Annotated in this window: 14 protein-coding genes and 1 pseudogene; 9 read left to right on the top strand and 6 right to left on the bottom strand. The window is 30.2% G+C overall.

The features are described from left to right. Positions 1–160: 160 nt before the first annotated feature. The gene (locus C1I91_RS20935; RefSeq protein WP_238475856.1) at positions 161–1,438 is read right to left on the bottom strand and encodes a D-alanyl-D-alanine carboxypeptidase family protein; all 1,278 of its coding nucleotides are present in this window, start codon (positions 1,436–1,438) and stop codon (positions 161–163) included. A 280-nt stretch (positions 1,439–1,718) separates the two neighbouring features. Here C1I91_RS20935 and C1I91_RS20930 point away from each other — a divergent pair, with 280 nt between their 5' ends. Further along, positions 1,719–2,321: an NUDIX hydrolase gene (locus C1I91_RS20930; protein ID WP_128214624.1), complete on the top strand. Its 603-nt coding sequence runs from the start codon at positions 1,719–1,721 to the stop codon at positions 2,319–2,321. Positions 2,322–2,558: 237 nt separating this feature from the next. Here the strand turns inward: C1I91_RS20930 and C1I91_RS20925 are convergent, their stop codons facing one another. Continuing rightward, a complete protein-coding gene (locus C1I91_RS20925; protein ID WP_128214623.1) occupies positions 2,559–3,527 on the bottom strand; it encodes a YbgA family protein in 969 nt (322 codons plus the stop codon). A gap of 428 nt (positions 3,528–3,955) precedes the next feature. Between C1I91_RS20925 and C1I91_RS20920 the strand changes: the two genes are divergently transcribed. After that, on the top strand, positions 3,956–4,738 hold the full coding sequence (locus C1I91_RS20920; RefSeq protein WP_128214622.1) for a polysaccharide deacetylase family protein: 783 nt from the start codon (positions 3,956–3,958) through the stop codon (positions 4,736–4,738). A 52-nt stretch (positions 4,739–4,790) separates the two neighbouring features. Here the strand turns inward: C1I91_RS20920 and C1I91_RS20915 are convergent, their stop codons facing one another. From C1I91_RS20915 to C1I91_RS20905, 3 genes are read right to left on the bottom strand one after another with little or no spacing between them, the layout of a single operon-like run. Next, a complete protein-coding gene (locus tag C1I91_RS20915; protein ID WP_128214621.1) occupies positions 4,791–5,522 on the bottom strand; it encodes a type 1 glutamine amidotransferase in 732 nt (243 codons plus the stop codon). A gap of 11 nt (positions 5,523–5,533) precedes the next feature. Further along, positions 5,534–6,889 carry a Mur ligase family protein gene (locus C1I91_RS20910; protein ID WP_128216058.1) on the bottom strand — a complete coding sequence of 452 codons (1,356 nt, stop codon included), beginning with the start codon at positions 6,887–6,889 and terminating at the stop codon, positions 5,534–5,536. A 46-nt stretch (positions 6,890–6,935) separates the two neighbouring features. After that, on the bottom strand, positions 6,936–7,802 hold the full coding sequence (locus tag C1I91_RS20905; RefSeq protein ID WP_128214620.1) for a hypothetical protein: 867 nt from the start codon (positions 7,800–7,802) through the stop codon (positions 6,936–6,938). Between the two features lie 150 nt (positions 7,803–7,952). Here C1I91_RS20905 and C1I91_RS20900 point away from each other — a divergent pair, with 150 nt between their 5' ends. The 7 genes from C1I91_RS20900 (at position 7,953) to C1I91_RS20870 (ending at position 16,809) form a co-directional block, all read left to right on the top strand. Continuing rightward, a complete protein-coding gene (locus C1I91_RS20900; RefSeq protein WP_128214619.1) occupies positions 7,953–9,827 on the top strand; it encodes a tetratricopeptide repeat protein in 1,875 nt (624 codons plus the stop codon). Positions 9,828–10,007: 180 nt separating this feature from the next. Further along, positions 10,008–10,985 (top strand): mannose-6-phosphate isomerase, class I, encoded by a 978-nt coding sequence (gene manA / locus C1I91_RS20895; RefSeq protein ID WP_128214618.1) that lies wholly within the window; start codon positions 10,008–10,010, stop codon positions 10,983–10,985. A 621-nt stretch (positions 10,986–11,606) separates the two neighbouring features. Next, positions 11,607–12,449, top strand: a complete 843-nt coding sequence (locus tag C1I91_RS20890; protein ID WP_128214617.1) for an undecaprenyl-diphosphate phosphatase — start codon at positions 11,607–11,609, stop codon at positions 12,447–12,449. A 418-nt stretch (positions 12,450–12,867) separates the two neighbouring features. After that, entirely contained in the window at positions 12,868–13,311 is a 444-nt protein-coding gene (locus C1I91_RS20885; protein WP_128214616.1) for a hypothetical protein, read from the top strand. 154 nt (positions 13,312–13,465) lie between these two features. Next, positions 13,466–14,563, top strand: a complete 1,098-nt coding sequence (locus tag C1I91_RS20880; RefSeq protein WP_128214615.1) for a 6-phosphofructokinase — start codon at positions 13,466–13,468, stop codon at positions 14,561–14,563. 442 nt (positions 14,564–15,005) lie between these two features. Further along, positions 15,006–15,785, top strand: a complete 780-nt coding sequence (locus C1I91_RS20875) for a serine hydrolase (RefSeq protein ID WP_128214614.1) — start codon at positions 15,006–15,008, stop codon at positions 15,783–15,785. Positions 15,786–16,173: 388 nt separating this feature from the next. Beyond that, positions 16,174–16,809, top strand: a complete 636-nt coding sequence (locus tag C1I91_RS20870; RefSeq protein WP_164880612.1) for a DUF5105 domain-containing protein — start codon at positions 16,174–16,176, stop codon at positions 16,807–16,809. A 63-nt stretch (positions 16,810–16,872) separates the two neighbouring features. Here the strand turns inward: C1I91_RS20870 and C1I91_RS20865 are convergent. After that, positions 16,873–17,934 (bottom strand): annotated as a pseudogene (locus C1I91_RS20865) (IS630 family transposase). Positions 17,935–18,319: the final 385 nt, after the last annotated feature.

Here is an 18,319-nt window from a genome sequence, read left to right as displayed (position 1 = left end):
CTTTCAAATTAGAATTATAATGTTATGGATTGTAATTAAATATTAAGTCTGGATTATATGAAGTGAATCTGACATAGGAAAATAGACTTAAGTTTCTATCATTACACTAAAAAGCTGCCTATAACACAAAAATTATGTATTACAGACAGCAATATTTTAATTAAAATATGTTTTTGTTTCTTCTACTTTTTCTCTTTAACCTATTAATTGTTGCTATAACAAAAAGTATTAATACTATAACTATTATAACACCAGCTACTAAACCAAAGTATAAACCAAGGTTTGCTTTCACTAGATCAGATGTCGAAATGTTTGCCTTTACAGCATAGTCTTTGCTGTAATTTCTTTCAGCTACAGTGAGCTTTATTGAAGCATTATCTTTAGCTAGTTTCCATGCATCAACATCAGTTAATTTAACATTTTGAGTAACTTCTTTTTTATTTATGTCATTTTCATAATATTTAACATCTTCTTGTACAACTAAAGGAACTTCAACTGTTTTTGTTGGACCAAAGAACTTAAGTGGTTTATAACTTACATTTACTTTTTTTACTTCACTACCAGATTTGATTAGTGTTGATTTTTCTGCAGCGAAGCTATAGTCCATAATTTTCTTCATATCATTGAATACAGTTTGATCTTGAGCATCGTAGTAAGATTTAAGTACAACTCCTATAATCTTATGTCCGTTTCTTTCGTAGATTGCAGCAAGACATCTTCCTGACTGAGAGGTATAACCAGTCTTTCCACCAATATTACCATCCTTGTTAAGTTCCTTGTTTCTATTTTCTAGGTTTATAATTGCACCGTTACTTATCTTGATAGATGATTTTTCTGTAGTCATTACTTCTTGAACCCAAGGCTGTTTATATGCTTCTCGAGCAATTACTGATAGATCGTAAGCAGTAGTATAATGATCGGGGTCATGTAATCCATTAGGATTTGCAAAGTGAGTGTTCTTTAAATTTAACTCTTTTGCCTTAGCATTCATCATATCAACAAACTTATGATAATCGCCATTTCCTATATAATCAGCTATCATGTAAGCTGAATCATTTGCTGAGTACATAAGAAGAGCTTTCATTACGTCTTCAGCTGTCATCTTATCAGTTACTGCCATAGGTTTGAAGTTTACATTTAAAGAATATTCAGGTTGTTTTTTTGCATCCTCATTGTATGGAACTTCATCAGTTTTCTTGGCTTTTTCGCTGAACAATAAAGCTGTCATCATCTTTGTTGTACTTGCTGGATAGCGCTTAGCATCTCCATTTTTGTAATAGATTATTTCACCAGTATCATAATCTAGTGTGATTGCTGAGTCTCCTACTATAGTTGGAAGTTTTGCTGTTGCTTTTTCTTCAGCTTTTGCGGTCAGTGGTGAAAACATGCTGATAGAAAAGGCGATTAAAAGTGAAGTAATTAATCCTTTGCGTTTCAAATCTCATCTCTCCTGTTTTTGGGTTACACGAAACTGCTAGTTTATATATGCGCGAAAATATTCAAAACATTATTTGATATGTGAATTCTATAAAAACTAAGGCGTAAATAATTTTTTTGTGAAATTTATAAAATTTTATCAATAATATTTTTGTACATGTATAAACTAAGTTTATAATAGGACCCTTTTTAATTTTTTTACAACATTTTAAGTATAGCACTAATAGTTTATAATAACAATTAAGATAAAGTTACATTTATGGTAGCTAGGAGGGGATTTAGTGGACTTTAATAACCTTAAACAATTATTTTCTAATCATAAGGCCAAACCTTTAGGAAAGTACAAAGAAAGTTCAGTACTTGTACCAATTTATAAAGAGAATGATGAACTATTTTTAATTTTTGAAAAAAGGGCATTGACGCTTAGAAGTCAACCAGGGGATATATGCTTTCCAGGCGGGAGGGTAGAACTTGGTGAAGACAAGAAAGAAGCAGCGATAAGAGAAACCATAGAAGAACTTAATATTGGTATAGAAGATGTTGAGTACTACGGAGCTATGGATTTTTTTATTTCTCCATACGGGTCAATTATATATCCATTTGTTGCAGAACTGAAGCGATATCCTTCAAAACCCAGTTCGGAGGAAGTAGATCATATTTTTAAGGTTCCAATAAGTTATTTCATAAATAATAACCCTATTAAGCATGAAATAGAAGTTGTTCCTAACATAGGTGAAGATTTTCCTTTTGATTTAATACAAGGAGGGAAGGAATATAATTTTGCAAAGGGGAAAATGGATCAGTATTTTTATAAATATGAAGAATATGTGATTTGGGGATTTACTGCAAGGATTGTGAAAGAATTTTTAGATTTTATAAAGTAAATTAAAATACCAGGTTGAAATTAAATGGTCTGTGATCCGATGGTTTAATTCTAATAGCTCGTTCATATAGCAGCTCTTTCATGACCACTTAATTTCAACAATACTATAAACATAGGCAAGTAAAAAAGTAATAATGAACTCCCTACAATAAAATTTTTAATATACTAAAATAGGAAGATGAGAAAAAATAGCTGAAGAAAATCACTTTAGCTATTTTTTAGCATGGTTTTAGACTACTTATCTAGTAACTCCTTTTCCAGAATCAGAAATATCGATAAGCTCTTCAGGATATGGTTCCAAAAAGCTCTGATCTAGAAGGTATTGATTATTAAATCGTATTGCTTGTGATTTTAGAAGGTTTAGAAGGACGCTTAGAGGTATCTTTCCGGCCCTATATTTTTCAACAACTGAAAGCATAAAGTCTCTTTCTTTAGGATTTAGGTATTCACTAAAATATCCAAAGGAATGCATAAAAACATTAATATTTGAAGTATATCTAGGAGTTTTTGAAAGAAGTTTTAGCAGTCCAGTATAATAGGCATCAATTATTTCAGTTTCTGATAGATGATCATGGTTGGCTACTATTCTACCTAGGTTCTTTAATTCGGTCTGATTGTATGACATAAATAATAGCTTGTGTCTACTGTGGTATTTAAGTAGTGTTGGAAGATCTTGATGTTCTTGAACATCTGAGAATTCCGATAAGGTAAATATACTAGAAAGAAAATGATCTCTTATAGCAAAGTTCTTCAAACGACCATCTTCCTCAATAGGCAGATAACTAAACCTATCCTGTACCAAACCACCAAATATGCCTTTTCCTTTTGAGCTTTGAGCTCCTTTGGCGGTACCTTGATATATCTTAACATCTCTAGTTCCACAGGAAGGGGACCTGCTTTTTAAAAGGAACCCATTAACTCCCTTTAAGTTATCAATAAAATTTGTAGAAAAGTTAATCATATCTTCTGTGTATTCCTTCAAAGAGCTAGACTCTACAAGTTTTATGGTATCTTTTTCTCTAACAAGTCTTATTACCTCTCTAGGAACAGGAAGGCCTATTGCCATTTCAGGACACACTTCTATAAATTCTACAAAAGGTTTAAGCTTTATATATAAACTAAAGGTAGATGCTTCGCCGTTATATCTACAGGCAGTATTACCTAAACACTTACTTACAACTATTTTTGGCTTAGCCCAAGTCTGCATATCAAATCCTCCGTGTTCTTATTTTTAGAGTTCCTAACTTAACTAGCAATATATATGTGCAAAAAATCTCCAGCCTCCGTGATTTTCGGACAAGTATAAATTAAGTTTTCATAAAGGTTCCATATAGGAACTCTCTATATGAATATATTTTAATTAATAAATTTAATTATATACAAAGCAAATATATATTTATAAAAATATTAAATCATAAAAATAGACTCGTTTAAACTACTGTGTTGATCAGAACAACTTAATTTCAAAAGTATTATTTTACATAGCCTAAAAATATAACAATTTATAGAAAAATCAAAGGAAGCTTAAGCACAATATAGCAAATATTAACTGATATATATAATAAGTTATAAACACAAAATAATATGGTAGAAAGTTAAGTGTATAAGTTTTACATATGAATAGAGGTGGGGATAGTGAAGAAAATACTATGCATGTTAGTATTCTTTATTATCTTCTTTGGAAAAGAGGTTAAGTGCTTTCCAGTAAAATATCAGATGATTAATGATGACAAAGTCGTTGAATATGTACATAAGATTAACTACGATAAAGTGGTATTCTTAACCTTCGATGATGGACCATCATATATAAGTACAAAAAAAATCATTGATATATTAGATAAAAAAGATGTTAAGGCCAGCTTCTTTATTGTAGGAGAAAATGTAAAGAATAATAACTATAGCTTTAATCAGATGTATTACCATGATATGGATGTGTTTCCTCATTGTTATAGTCATGTATATAAAAAGATATATAAAAATGAAAATGAATACTTTAAAGACTTAGAGAAATCAATGAACATAACTGAAGTTTTAAGGAATTCAAGTAGTAAAAAGTTTGTAAGGTTTCCTGGGGGTTCTTATAATTCTTATTGCAAAAAAGATACTTCAATAAATATAAAGAACAATCTAAAAAGGTTAAATATTAATTATATAGATTGGAATGTAAGTTCAGGAGATGCTGCAAGTGCATTAGTCCCTAAACAAGATTTAATAAAGAACATAAGAAGTATGGGAGATGCTTATAGGATTTCTGTGGTACTAATGCATGACGGAGATAATAAAACCACAACTGTCGATGCACTGCCAGAAGTCATAGATTATTACAAAAATAGAGGATATAGATTTAAAAAATTAAGCGAAATTACCATGGAAGAATACGACTATCTGAGAAATATAAAAGTCATAAATAATAAGTAGTGCAAGAACTGATATTTAGTCTATAAATAACAAAAACAATCTCTAAGATATCTTAGAGATTGTTTTTGTTAAGTCTATTTAATATAGTTTCTTTTGCCTTATACTCAAGGGTGTCGTCTAGTGAATCTAAAGCTACTTCACCATACTTAAAATCAAGAGCGTTTTTAATCATTCTATCTGCAAACTCTGGATTCTTTGATAAAAGAGAGCCATGAAAATATGAGCCATAGGTGTTTTTGTATATACAACCCTCTTGGCCATCTTCTCCGTTATTGCCGTAACCATGAAGGCATTTTCCTAGTGGCTTATGATTATTTATAAAGGTCCTTCCAGAATGGTTTTCAAAACCTACATAAGTCTCACCAAACTCTTCATTTACAATAGCTGTATTGCCTATAAATCTAGTGTTTCCTGGCTCAGTATATATATCTAAAATACCTAGTCCTTCTAATTTTTCTCCTTCTGGAGTAGTATAGTATTTACCAAGAAGTTGATAGCCACCGCAAATAGCTATAAATACTTTTCCGTCTTCAATGTACTTTGAGATTGAGTCCTTCTTCGTATTTATTAGGTCATCAGAAACTATGGATTGCTCATAGTCCTGACCTCCTCCAAAGAATACAATATCATACTTATCTTCTTCAAAAGGATCATTAATTGAAACATTGATAATATTTGTTTTAATACCTCTGCTTTCTGCACGATGCTTCAATATCAAAATATTTCCCATGTCTCCATAAACATTTAATAGATCCGGATAAAGATGGCATATATTTAGTTCCATAATATCACCTCTTACCATAATTTTTTTATGTACCCTTTTGAATGCAGGTACTTTCTATAATTTATCATAGCAGTATAAGTAGCTAAGATATATATTTTGTTACCAGTGCTACTCTTTATATTTTCAGTTAAATTTGAAAACTCTCCATCAATCTTAAACTTTTCTACAGAGATTCCAGCTGTTTTTAATCTTATAGCCATATCATACATTCTTTCCCCAGATATAAATACATCATTTATGTCAAGGCCAGCTAACTTTTCAAAGTTTACGTCCCATATCCAAGAAACATCTCTTCCGTCAGCATAGTTATCATTAAGTAAGAAAGCTACTGATAAAGTATCCTTGCTTAAACACAATGTATCTATAGCTTGATTGTACCCTGCAGGATTCTTTACTAATATAATCTTTACTTCTTTTCCTTCGATGTTTATTACCTCTTGACGACCAAAACTTGATTCTTGTTTATTTAAAGAGTTATATATAACTTTATCATCTATTCCTAGTTCTTTAGTAATAGCATAGGCGCAAAGCGCATTGTAGATATTATATACTCCTGACTGAGTCACATTGAATTCCTTGTTATTAAATTCTACCAATGAGTTTTCAGAGGTTATATCTAATACATTAGTAAGAGTATATTTTAGTTCTGGACGTTTATAGCCACAGCTTGGGCAATAAAAGTCTCCTAAGTGATTGTAGGACACAAAATTGTATTCGTAATTTGTCTTGCAAAACTTACAAAACTTTGCGTCTGAGTTTATGTCTATTACTTTCTCGTTTGTAGGGGACAGTCCAAAACCAAAATATGTAGTAGGGTTTGGAAGCTTTAATTCTCCTAATAAGGACTCATCTCCATTTAATATCAACTTTGTTTCAGGAACAAGAGTAACGCCTTCCATAATCTTAGAAAGCGTAGTATATACTTCACCGTAACGGTCAAGCTGATCCCTAAAAAGGTTAGTTATAGTAATAGACCAAGGATTCAAATGCTTAGTTATAAACTTTAAGTTTGCTTCGTCCACTTCAATAACAGCATAGCGCTCTTTTGAATTGCCAAATTTATAATTGTCTATAAAGCAGGAGGTAATTCCAGGAAGCATATTTGCACCTGTATTATTAGTTATTACATCAAGACCAGCTTCCTTTAATATATTATATATCATGCTAGTGGTAGTTGTTTTACCATTAGTTCCAGTAATCATGATAACCTTGTAATTTTTTGTTATGGTTTTTAATATTGAATTATCAAATTTCAAAGCTACTTTTCCAGGAAAGTTACTTCCTCCCTTTAGGAACTTCTTTGAAAGAAATAATGTTAATTTTGCTGCGATTATACTAAATAAAGACTTGATTTTAATTTTTGACACCACCTTCATAATTAATTATATAACTTCTAAGACTTATTACAATAAACTAATAATCAATAAAGTTATACTTTTCGCTGATCTTAAAGGGTATATTAAGAGATCTTTCATTGAGATCTTTTATTACAGAATCTTTTTTGCCATAATCAGTTATTATAAGCTTAATACCTATAGAAACTGAGTTGTTCTTGTTAAAAACAAAAGAAAATTGGGGCACATAGCTTGTTTCTGTATTATTACAATTATTAACAAAAAATGTCTTGTTTATAAGTCTAAACTTATATTTATCATAACTATTTATGAGTACTAAATTTACACCTGTTTTAGAAAGAAAGTTAACATAATTATCTGTAAGCGGCTTTGAAGAGTTTACATATACAACAACCGGTAAGTTGCTCTTTTTTAAATCTTCAATAGTAGAAAGCATTGTATTGAAATTATCTGAAGACTCATTATCTACATCTATATATACAAAATTTATTCTCTTACCTTGATAGTTCGCTTGAAAATATGATGAGGAAGAACAGTAATTAACACCTGTCTTGGATATGGTATCCAGCTGTGTGTTATCTGCAAAAACTAAGTTAATTCCTTTTTCATTAATGAATTTTTTTATAAATTCACCATCCACATTCTCAGATCTATCTAAGTAGCCTATGGTCAAGTCGCTATTAGACAAAAGTGTTGAAACTATTTGTAGATTACTTGTTATAGGTACAGGTGTTAAATATATTTCACTTACATAATCAGAGTTTTTTGATTTCTGATAATCCACTTTATTTGTATTGTTACCTAATAACATTCCGTTTAGAGAAAGGTTCATATTAGGAACAAATCTATATACAAGCATCCCTATAAAAATAAAAAGCAAGAATAATAATGCTAGATCAACAATCTTTTTTCTTAATAAATTCATTGGCATCACAACCTACCTTATAAACTAAAGTATAGTATATCATAATATCAAATTTGTACCAACATGAAAGTTATAATAGGTTTTCGTATATATAGATTTTTTTTGTTCTTTTTGCTAGAATAATAGGAGAATTGAAAAAATGGAGGAATTATGAGTAAATTTACTGAATTCTTAAAAAGTGTGTTTAAAAGGATTTCATCAAGGGTAAGAAACATAAACTTAAGTTTTTTAAAGAATAGTTATAAAGATAAATTTATACCGATGCTGAAAAAAATAAAAGGTTTTAAATTAAATAAATTTAAAAATGGTTTGAAAAACGTGAATTTTAAAAATAAAAAGTTTAAGATTGCTGCTTTAGTTGTGGCTCTACTAATAGTTATAGCTGTTCCAACGTCTTATTACTATTATAGACAAGCCCAGGATCAAACTGTAAAAATAGCTACAAACAAGGCTGAACAATATTTCTACAAAAATGAGTATGATAAAGCCATAGCTGAATATACAAAGTTAAATGAAAAAGAAACTTGGCCTCTTTGGGATGTGAAGATAGCTGAAATATATTCTGTTGAAGGAAAGTTGGATAAATCAAGAGAAATCCTTAAGAAAGCATTAGCTAAAAGAGATAGCTATATAGAAAAGAATGGTGAAAAGAAGAAAGATTTTAAAGAAAAAGATGAATATCTATTAAACTATATAGTATTTACTGACTATATGAATAAGGATTTTGATGAGGCCTTAAAGCAAGGGGATGCAGCTTTATCCAAGTATAAAGCTTATAAACCTTTAATAAAAACTATGTTTTCTACATATATGTCGAATAATAAAGTTGATAAGGCTAAGGCTTTAATTGATACTTATCCTGTAGATACAAAGTCCGCTTATGATATGGCAGACTACTCAAGGATGAAGATGCTTGTAGATAATTGGGATGATGGCTTCAAGTATCTTGAGAAAGCTTGGAATTTAGATAAAGATGAGTATAAGGTATATGATGTACTGTCTCAAATAGCTTCATATAATAGAGATATGTTATTAGAGAAGTTAATAGCATTGAAAGAAAAAAATAAAGATAGCGTAGCGTATAATATGTGGCTTGCAAAGGTTTATTCTATGACCTCAGAAACCGCTGATGACGCAATTAAATATTTGGATGCTTTAAAGGATAAGGACACAGGTAAGATAGAAGTAAACCTAATAAAGGCAGCAGCTTTACAAAAAACAAAAAATACAAAGGAAGCAGATCAGCTTCTTGACAAAGTAATAGAAAGCAATAAGGAAGATTATAGAGTATATCATACTGCTGCATGGTACTACTTAGACAAGGGAGACTATAAAAAGGCTTTAGAGTATTGTAACGATAGTATTCTTAAAAATAAAGATTATCCAGATAATTATGGCTTTTTAATGCCAGAAATTCTGAAAAAGATGAATAAAAACGAAGAAGCAGAGCCTTTCTTCAGAACTGCTTTGTTAAAGGAACCATACAATTATAATATTCTTCTAAATATAGCTAATTACTATTGGTATACAACACAAGATCTTAATAAGGCTTATGAATTTTTCTATAAGGCATCATTAATAAAGCCCAATGATAGTGAAATAGTATATAATATGGCTATTATAAAGCTAAAAGAAGATAAGAAGGATGAATGTGTTGAGTTACTAAAGAAGGCTGTTTCTCTTAATGAATCAGAACCAAAGTACCATAGGACTTTAGGAACTATTTATTTAGGACAAAATAAAAATGCAGATGCTATAAAAGAAATAAGATATGCTTATGCTGCTGATAAAAATGATATTCTTACGTTAAATAATGCAGGGTGTTTCTATATTTCAATCAATGGCGATCTTGAAAGAGGTATGGTAAACTTGAAGGCAGCTTATACTGGAATATTGGATTCAACTGATGAATATACTAAAAAAACAATTACAGATAACTATGAAAAAGCAAAAAAGATTTATGATGATTATAATAAAGAAAATGGAGATACTTTAAAAGTTCCTGATTTTACGCTATTCTATTAATATGAACTATTTTGGGCTTATTATAATAAGCTATAGATTCATATGTTTATATATTTAATTAGTTACACATTTATTTATTAAATTATACGTTTCACAAACATAATTTAATAAACGGGTTGGTTCTACAGTAATTTATACTATAAGATTCTGATCCTGTATAAACCAAAGGAGGAATACTATATGTATCCAATTATTTTTGATAATTTGTACTACGATAAGATCTGGGGAGGAAGAGATTTTGAGCTTTTTAGAGATAATCTTCCAGAAGGCGAAATCGGAGAAAGCTGGGATATAGCTTGTCATCCTAACGGAACAGGAATTGTTTCAAATGGACAATATAAAGGAACTTCATTTAAGGATTTGATTGAAAAGTTAGGTAGTGACCTTGTGGGAACAAAGGTAAATCAAGAAAGATTTCCGCTTTTAGTTAAGTTAATCAATGCAAAGGATAAACTTTCAGTTCAAGTTCATCCAAATGATGAATATGGTTTAAGAGTAGAAGGTGACTTAGGAAAGACTGAATGTTGGTATGTTCTTGAAGCTTTCGAAGGAGCAAATCTAGTTGTAGGAACTAAAAATTGTACAAAAGAGCAATTCGTTGAAGCTATAAATACTGGAAACTTCGACGAGTATTTAAATAAAATCGAAGTAAAGAAGGGTGACTTCTACTTCGTAAAAAGTGGATTAGTTCATGCTATAGGTGAAGGTGTTGTTATTGCTGAAATTCAGCAGAACAGCGATACAACTTATAGAGTATATGACTATAACAGAGGAAGAGAAATACATGTGGAAAAAGCCTTAGATGTTATAGACTTTAGTCTTAAAGGAGAAAACAGCAATGGACTAAAAGCTACGTTAGATGGAGTGACAAAGACTTATTTAGCTCTATGCGATTATTTTACAATAATAAAATATGACATAGAAAAATCAATAAAAGAGAGCAGTGATCCTGAAAGATTCTACATATTTACTTGTGTAGATGGAACTGGAGTTATAAAGTATTCTGATGGAGAACTAGCTGTTAAAAAAGGTGACAGTGTATTCATCCCTGCAACTCTTGGACAATATGAAATAACAGGAAAACTATCACTTCTTAAGAGTTTTGTACCAGATGTACAAAAGGTAGAAGGAGAAATACTTTCTGTAGTAAAAAAATAAAATTATGTCGCCTGCCAGAATTTCTTCACATACGTTCAGAAAAGGCAGATGCGCAAAAAAAGCTCACTGAAGAAGATCGCTTCAGTGAGTTTTTTATTACGGTTGATACGCCCATATTTAAACATAGGCTCTGTTAAAGTACTGTGTTGAAATTAAGTGGTCAGTCATCCGATGCTTAGATGAGCTTGCGCAAAGAATTAATATGATTTTGTCATATTCCACCGATTTATCACTTCATAATGATTTTATATTTTCAAATTCTCTGCTCAGAAACCAGCAGAGATTTGAAAATAGTTTAATGATTGAAGTGATACATCTTTGGCTAAAACTGTGAACTCACTACGTTCGAACATACAGCTTTACTCTTTAGCTATTGTAATCTTTATAAAAGTTTTATATCTTAATTTAAATATAAATAATATAAGATGCTTTGATTTCAAAGAGTAAAGAGTAAAAAATATGTCGCCTGCCAGGATTTCTTCACATACGTTCAGAAAAGGCAGATTTGCAAAAAGTTAATAATACTGTAATGCAAATTTAATAATTTTTTAATGGACAAAGGGTATAGTAAAATTTATAATTAAGAAGTATGTCAAATAACAATTGAAAGTGAGTGAGCTTATGGCGTTAAATTTTTATTTTATTTTGAAAGCTATAATAATTGCAATAGTTGAAGGTATAACTGAGTTTATTCCGATTTCATCTACAGGTCATATGATAATAGTTGGAGATATAATCGGTTTTAGTGGCACTGAATTTACTAATATGTTTGAAATAGTAATACAATTAGGTGCCATTTTAGCAGTAGTAGTATTATACTGGAACAAGATCTGGACTATGATTAAGTCTTTCTTCAGATTTGAGAAGAAAGGTATAAAGTTTTGGATGGTAATAGTAGTTGGTACTATACCAGCATTAATTCTTGGAGTAATCTTCAATGATTTGATAGATAAGTACTTATTTAGTGCAAAGACTGTAGCTATAGGATTTATAGTTGGAGGTATCTTATTAATACTTACAGAAAACAGCTATAGAAAAAGAGCAAAGCATCTAAAGGTTGTTAAAGATGTTGATGAGATAAGCTACGTTCAAGCACTTAAAGTTGGTATATTCCAATGTCTTGCTATGTGGCCAGGTATGTCTAGAAGTGCATCTACCATAATAGGTGGTTGGGTAGGCGGTTTAAGTACAGCAATTGCTGCTGAATTTTCATTCTTTTTAGCTATACCTGTAATGATTGGTGCTTCAGGGCTTAAGCTTAGAAGATTTAACTATGCTACAATAACTCAAACCGAGGTTGTTGCATTAATAGTAGGTTTCATCGTTGCATTTATAGTAGCTCTTCTAGTAGTAGAAGGATTTATTGCTTTCTTGAAAAAGAAGCCTATGAGAGTATTTGCTATATATAGAATATTTGCAGGATTTATACTTGTTGCGTTAATCTTAGCAAATGTAATAAAATAACATTAGAAACTAATTCAACACAAAAGATTAAAAAATTTGTGTTGAATTTTTTTATTTTTTACCAAATTATATTTTAATAAAGCTGTATATAAGTATGTGTACACGACTTAAATGTAGATATCGGTGAAAGAGTAAAAAAGAGAAATTATGTCGTCTGCCAGATTTTCTTTGCATATGATTTAGAAAAGATAGATGCGTAAGAAAATCCACTGCAGACGGTACTTCAGAGACTTTGAAAAAGTTATCTTGTAAAAGATTACATTAAGCGGTAAGTGGAAAAATTTCGTTTTAGTTAAAAGTTACCGCAATTTAGGGAAATAAAATATTCATAGCAATGTGAAAACTTCCTCCTTTACTATTGAATCTTTGAATTTTTAATATAGTTAAAGAGAACAATAAAATAAAAAGGAGTGATGATATGTCTGTTGCAGAAAGAATTAAAGAAATTATAGCTAAGAAGAAATGGAGTAAGAATGATTTAGGCATGTCTAGAATACAATTAAGTAAACTGATGATTGTAAAAAATAATTTGGTGCTTTTGATAAAAGGTGATACTATCGATGCACCAGTATGGTCAAAGGTTGAGAATATACAATTAGTTGAAGACGATATAATAATTTATTTCGATGGTGAATATGATATTGTATTAGGAAAAGAAGACTATGAAGATTACAAAGACTATGTGTCTAAAGAGGAATGGCAAGTATTATTTGAAAGTGATACTCCTAAAAAATTACAGGAAATGAAGCTTATTGACGACAAGGGGTTTTATTTAGAGATGCACGCAAATATAAGAAAAACAGAGAATACAGGAGAAATTGAGAAATTTGAAGAAGTTTACAAGGAATTAATAATGAAATAAATCTAATTTTAAGAATATTTTATAAAATTTTCAATATTAAGAAAATATACTTTTCTTAGAGTTTTTAATGTGATATCATTAAATAGAAATTATAATGTACACATTTACAAAGTGTAATAAGAACAAGGAACAATAGGGTAAAGGGGGATATAAGATGGCAGATAAAGTTAAAAAAATCGCATTATTAACTGGTGGAGGAGATTGCCCGGGACTAAATGCAGTAATTAGGGCTGCTACGAGAACTGCTATATTACAATATGGGTATGAAGTATATGGTTACAAGTTTGGATATAGAGGTCTTTATAATAACGATATAGTTCCTCTAACACTTGACTCTGTATCAGGAATTCTTCATAGAGGAGGAACTATACTTTATAGTTCTAACAAAGATAATTTATTTGATTATCAGGTTGAAGAAGATGGAAAACTAGTAAAGAAAGATGTATCAGATGTAGCTGTGGAAAATTTGAAAAAAGAAGGTATTGATACCTTAGTAGTTATCGGAGGAGATGGAACTCTCACTTCTGCAAGAGATTTTTCTAGAAAAGGCGTTAATGTAATAGGTGTTCCTAAGACAATTGATAACGATCTAGAAGCTACAGATGTAACCTTCGGGTTTAATACTGCTATAGAGATTGCTACAGAGGCATTAGATAGACTACACACAACTGCGGAGTCACATCATAGAATAATGTTGCTAGAAGTAATGGGGAGAAATGCTGGTTGGATAGCATTAGAATCAGGAATAGCTGGCTCAGCGGATGTTATACTAATACCAGAAATCCCTTATGATATTAATAAGATTGTTGATAAAATAAGAGAAAGAGAAGCTCAAGGAAAGCCATTTTCAATAATAGTGGTAGCTGAAGGTGCTAAACCTTTAAATGGAGAGGTTGTTGTGTCCAAAGTTGTTGCAGATTCACCAGACCCTATAAGATTAGGTGGAATAGCTAACAAGCTTGCAATTGACTTAGAAAAGTTAATTAAAAATCATGAGGTTAGAAGTACTGTACTAGGTCATATTCAAAGAGGAGGAAATACTTCTACTTATGATAGAATACTTTCAACTAGGTATGGTGTAGCTGCTGTTGAATTGATTAATGAAGGAAAGTTTGGAAACATGGTTTGTCTAAAGGGTGATAAGATCTCTTATGAGAGCTTAGAAAACGTAATTGGCAAGACTAAAGATGTAAATCCAGATGGAGAGTTAGTAAGCATAGCAAAGAAAATAGGCATTTCCTTTGGAGATTAATATCAAGAGCACTAATTCTAAGAATTAGTGCTCTTATTTCAACAAATCACAAAAGCGCAGTTTATATAGGGAACCAACTTCAACTATTAATTTATATATGCCACAAAATAACCAGAAGCCGCGATTTTATAACAAGTATAAATTGAGTTTTTATAAAGGTTACCTACAAAATAAAAACTGCCAACTTAATTTATATATGTTCTAAATAGATCTTTTAGTTGGATCATGTATAAATTAATTGTTGGTTATTATATAATTTTTAACCTAAAATCAGGCTTTTATAATAAATTATAGGTTTACTAAAATAATATACTATCGTTACAGTAATTTTGAATTTTTTAAAGAAAAAAGCTGGTGTAGAATATTTATAAAATACTTCTAAATATTCTGAAAATATGATATAATTGATGTAGACATCAAACATAGAAAGCTGGAGGGTATTATGAAGGAGATAAAAAAATATTTAGAGACTAGGATCGGAACATATGGATTTTTCTTCGAGGATTTGGTGAGTGGGTATACTTATGGGTTCAATGAAAACGTTAAAATGACAGCTGCAGGGTGTATGAAGTTACCAATAGCTATATCCATAATAAAGGAAGTTGAGTTAGAAAAGTTTAATTTCTTAGACAAGATAAGAATCGAGAAAGAAGATAAGGTTTATGGAACTGGTATAATCCATGAGTTTAACGAAAGAGACTATACAATATTTGAACTTCTAGTAGCAATGCTTATACAAAGCGATAATACAGCTGCAAACAAGATTATAGATATCGTTGGTATGGATAGAATAAACGAAATAATAAAAGAAATGGATTTAAAAAGTACTGAACTAAATAGAAAAACTAATGATGAAAGACATCAGCATTCTGATGTAGAAAATATAACTAGTGCTTATGATTTGTGTGTTATATGGAAACACCTATATAGATCAACTTATCTAAGTAAGGAAAACAGTACAATGCTGATAGATATATTAAGAAGACAGCAAATAAAAAATAAACTAGCTCTTTATATTCCTGATGACTTAAAATATGATATATCAAGCAAGACTGGAGATAAGACTGGTGTGGAAAATGATACTGAGCTTATAGAACTAAATAAAGGAAGTTTTGCTTTTTCAGTATTATCAATGGGTATACCAAATAGTGTATATGGCACCGTTACTCTTGCAAAGTGCGGGAAGATGATGTGGGATAATTTAATGAATAATTGGCATTGAGACTTGAAGCCTTGATAACTCCTAGGAAACTAGGAGTTATATTTTTGCTTAAAACCTAATAGTCAAGAAATTATCAAAAAGTTACTTGAAAAAAATTTAGCTATTAGATTTACGTCAATTATAGTTATTTTAATACAAATATTTTACGTTGAGAGTGTAATCAATGAATGAATAGATAAAGATGGGAGAAATACTAACTTGCATTCTAAGATAGCAAACTACAAGTTAAAGCGCAATTTTAGTTAAAGTAATTAAAAAGTAATACTTATTATTGAACTTATATTAATGCATAATTGCAGTATAAAAATTCAAAACTAGACAAATAAGTAAATAAATTGTAAAATGTAATAGTTGCTATAAAAGAACATATCTAAAAGGGGGATTTTTTTTGAAAAAGTTACAAAAAATTTGTGCACTACTATTAGTAACATTAGTTACTGTAATACCATTGACTTCATGTAGTGCTCCAAAATCAACACCAGAAGAGACTACAAAAGTTGTTCTAGATATATTGTTGAAGGATGATAAAAGTAATATAAGCAAAATTGGACTAACAGATAAATACTATAAAGAAATCAGAGATGATGTGGAAACTGGTATTGATAAAGGCTTTGAGCAAGGTTTAGCTACAGGTGGTGTAGATAAGAGCGTGCTTACAGATGATATAAAGAAAGAATTAAAGAAAGATATACTTACTGGTTTAGCTAAGGTACAATATGATGTTACCAAAGCATCAGAAGACAAAAAGTCTGCTAAGGTTCAGATAAAGGTTAAAGCCTTTGATATGAACAAGATAGTTGAGACTGCTAAACCGAAGCTATTAGAGAAAGTAAAAGCCAATAAATCCATGACTCAGAAAGAGATGTATCAGGAGTCTTTGAAGCTTGTAGGTGAAGGTATGGCAAATGGAACTTTAGTTGATACTCCTAAGACCTACGACCTTAATCTTACTAAAGAAAGTAATGTTTGGGTGCCTAACTCAGAGGACTTAACTAAGTTAGCATTAGGATTATATAGTAACTAAATAAAAGTTAATATAAATAATATTAAATAAAAATAATTATATATATATATTGCAAATTGGTTTCTACAATCTAACACATAGCCTGTCTATTGTTTGAGTAGGAACCTTATTTATGTTACTTATAAACTTTTGAATTGCAGTTCTAACTTGTGGCAGAGATTTATAAAAGACATTGTTAATAACAGATGCCTTTAGCCATCCCCATAACCCCTCTATAAGATTCATTTCTGGACTATACGGTGGTAAAAACATCAATTCAAGCCTATCTTTAACTCTATTAAGAAATGGCTGAATCAGCTTTGCATGATGAATCTTAGCATTGTCTAATACCACAACAATTTTTCCTTTTGGATACTGCTTAAGTACGTTTTCTAAAAAGTCATTAAATATCTTAGCGTCATATCTTTCATGTTCCTCGCAATATACGTTACCAGTCTCGTAATCCAATATTCCCATAAGTTTAACACCTGCATTTTTACCGAACGTAGGAATTTTCCTTTGTTGTCCTCTTATAAACCAGCTCTTTTGAATTGCTTGATAATCTCTAATCATTGATTCATCTTCAAATAAGATGGTATCAACTAAGCCATTGAGGCATTTTTTTTAAAGCTTTAAAGTCACTTTTAAAAATTTCTTGCTTTTCTTTATCAGCTTTCGCTAAGACGTAAGTAGGTCTAGTATAACTTAAATTTAATCTATGAAGTACATATGCTATTCCTCTATGTGACATATTTATATTAAATTCTTTAATAACCCATTGCCTCACTAATTCAATAGTCCAATTCATTTTAGATTCGAAGCCTACATCTTCTGGAGTTTTTGTAGTTATAGTTTCTACAATGAGCTTCTCTTGAAGTGAATTGATTTTCTTTGCGCTCCGCCGCCGTGGCCAATATTTAATCCATCTATTCCTTTTGATTTATAATTTTTTATATATGTAGAAACAGTATGTTCTTCTAGATTCTCCATTTCAGCTATTTTTCTATTTGTAAATCCATCAAAATGCTTAAGTAAAACAGAATATCTTTTATATAACCTTGTGTTTTTAGTCTTTTTTAAAGCTGATTTTAACTCGTTTATATCATCTTCATGCCCAGCAATCTTATTAAGAATCAAAATATCCATATTTAAAACCTCGCTATAATTTTTATTTTATATTCTAGTTTGGATATTTTAGTTATCTTATATTAATGGATGTTCTTACCTAAATATCATATCGAAATTTTCATCTTGCAACATATATAGATATGTTTTAAAGCTGAAATGTTTTATATTATTTGTAATATAAAGCATGAAATCTAAGATGTTAATTTAAGAATATTGAATAGAGTAAATAATACTAAAAAGTAGCGGAAGATTATTAATCCTTCGCTACTTTTTGCTTTCTTAGAATAATCAAAGGTATTGAAAAAATATGATAAAAATTTTCGCTAATTTTTAGAAAGTAGCTAAATTTAGTTATTACTAGATAAAAGACGGTGGGGTAATATCACATAATTCATAAAGCTGA

The sequence above is a fragment of the Clostridium manihotivorum genome, assembly GCF_004015185.1.
GTDB classification, from domain to species: domain Bacteria; phylum Bacillota; class Clostridia; order Clostridiales; family Clostridiaceae; genus Clostridium_AR; species Clostridium_AR manihotivorum.
Note: the sequence above shows the minus strand (reverse complement) of the source record. Positions and strands in the feature narration are given on the sequence as shown.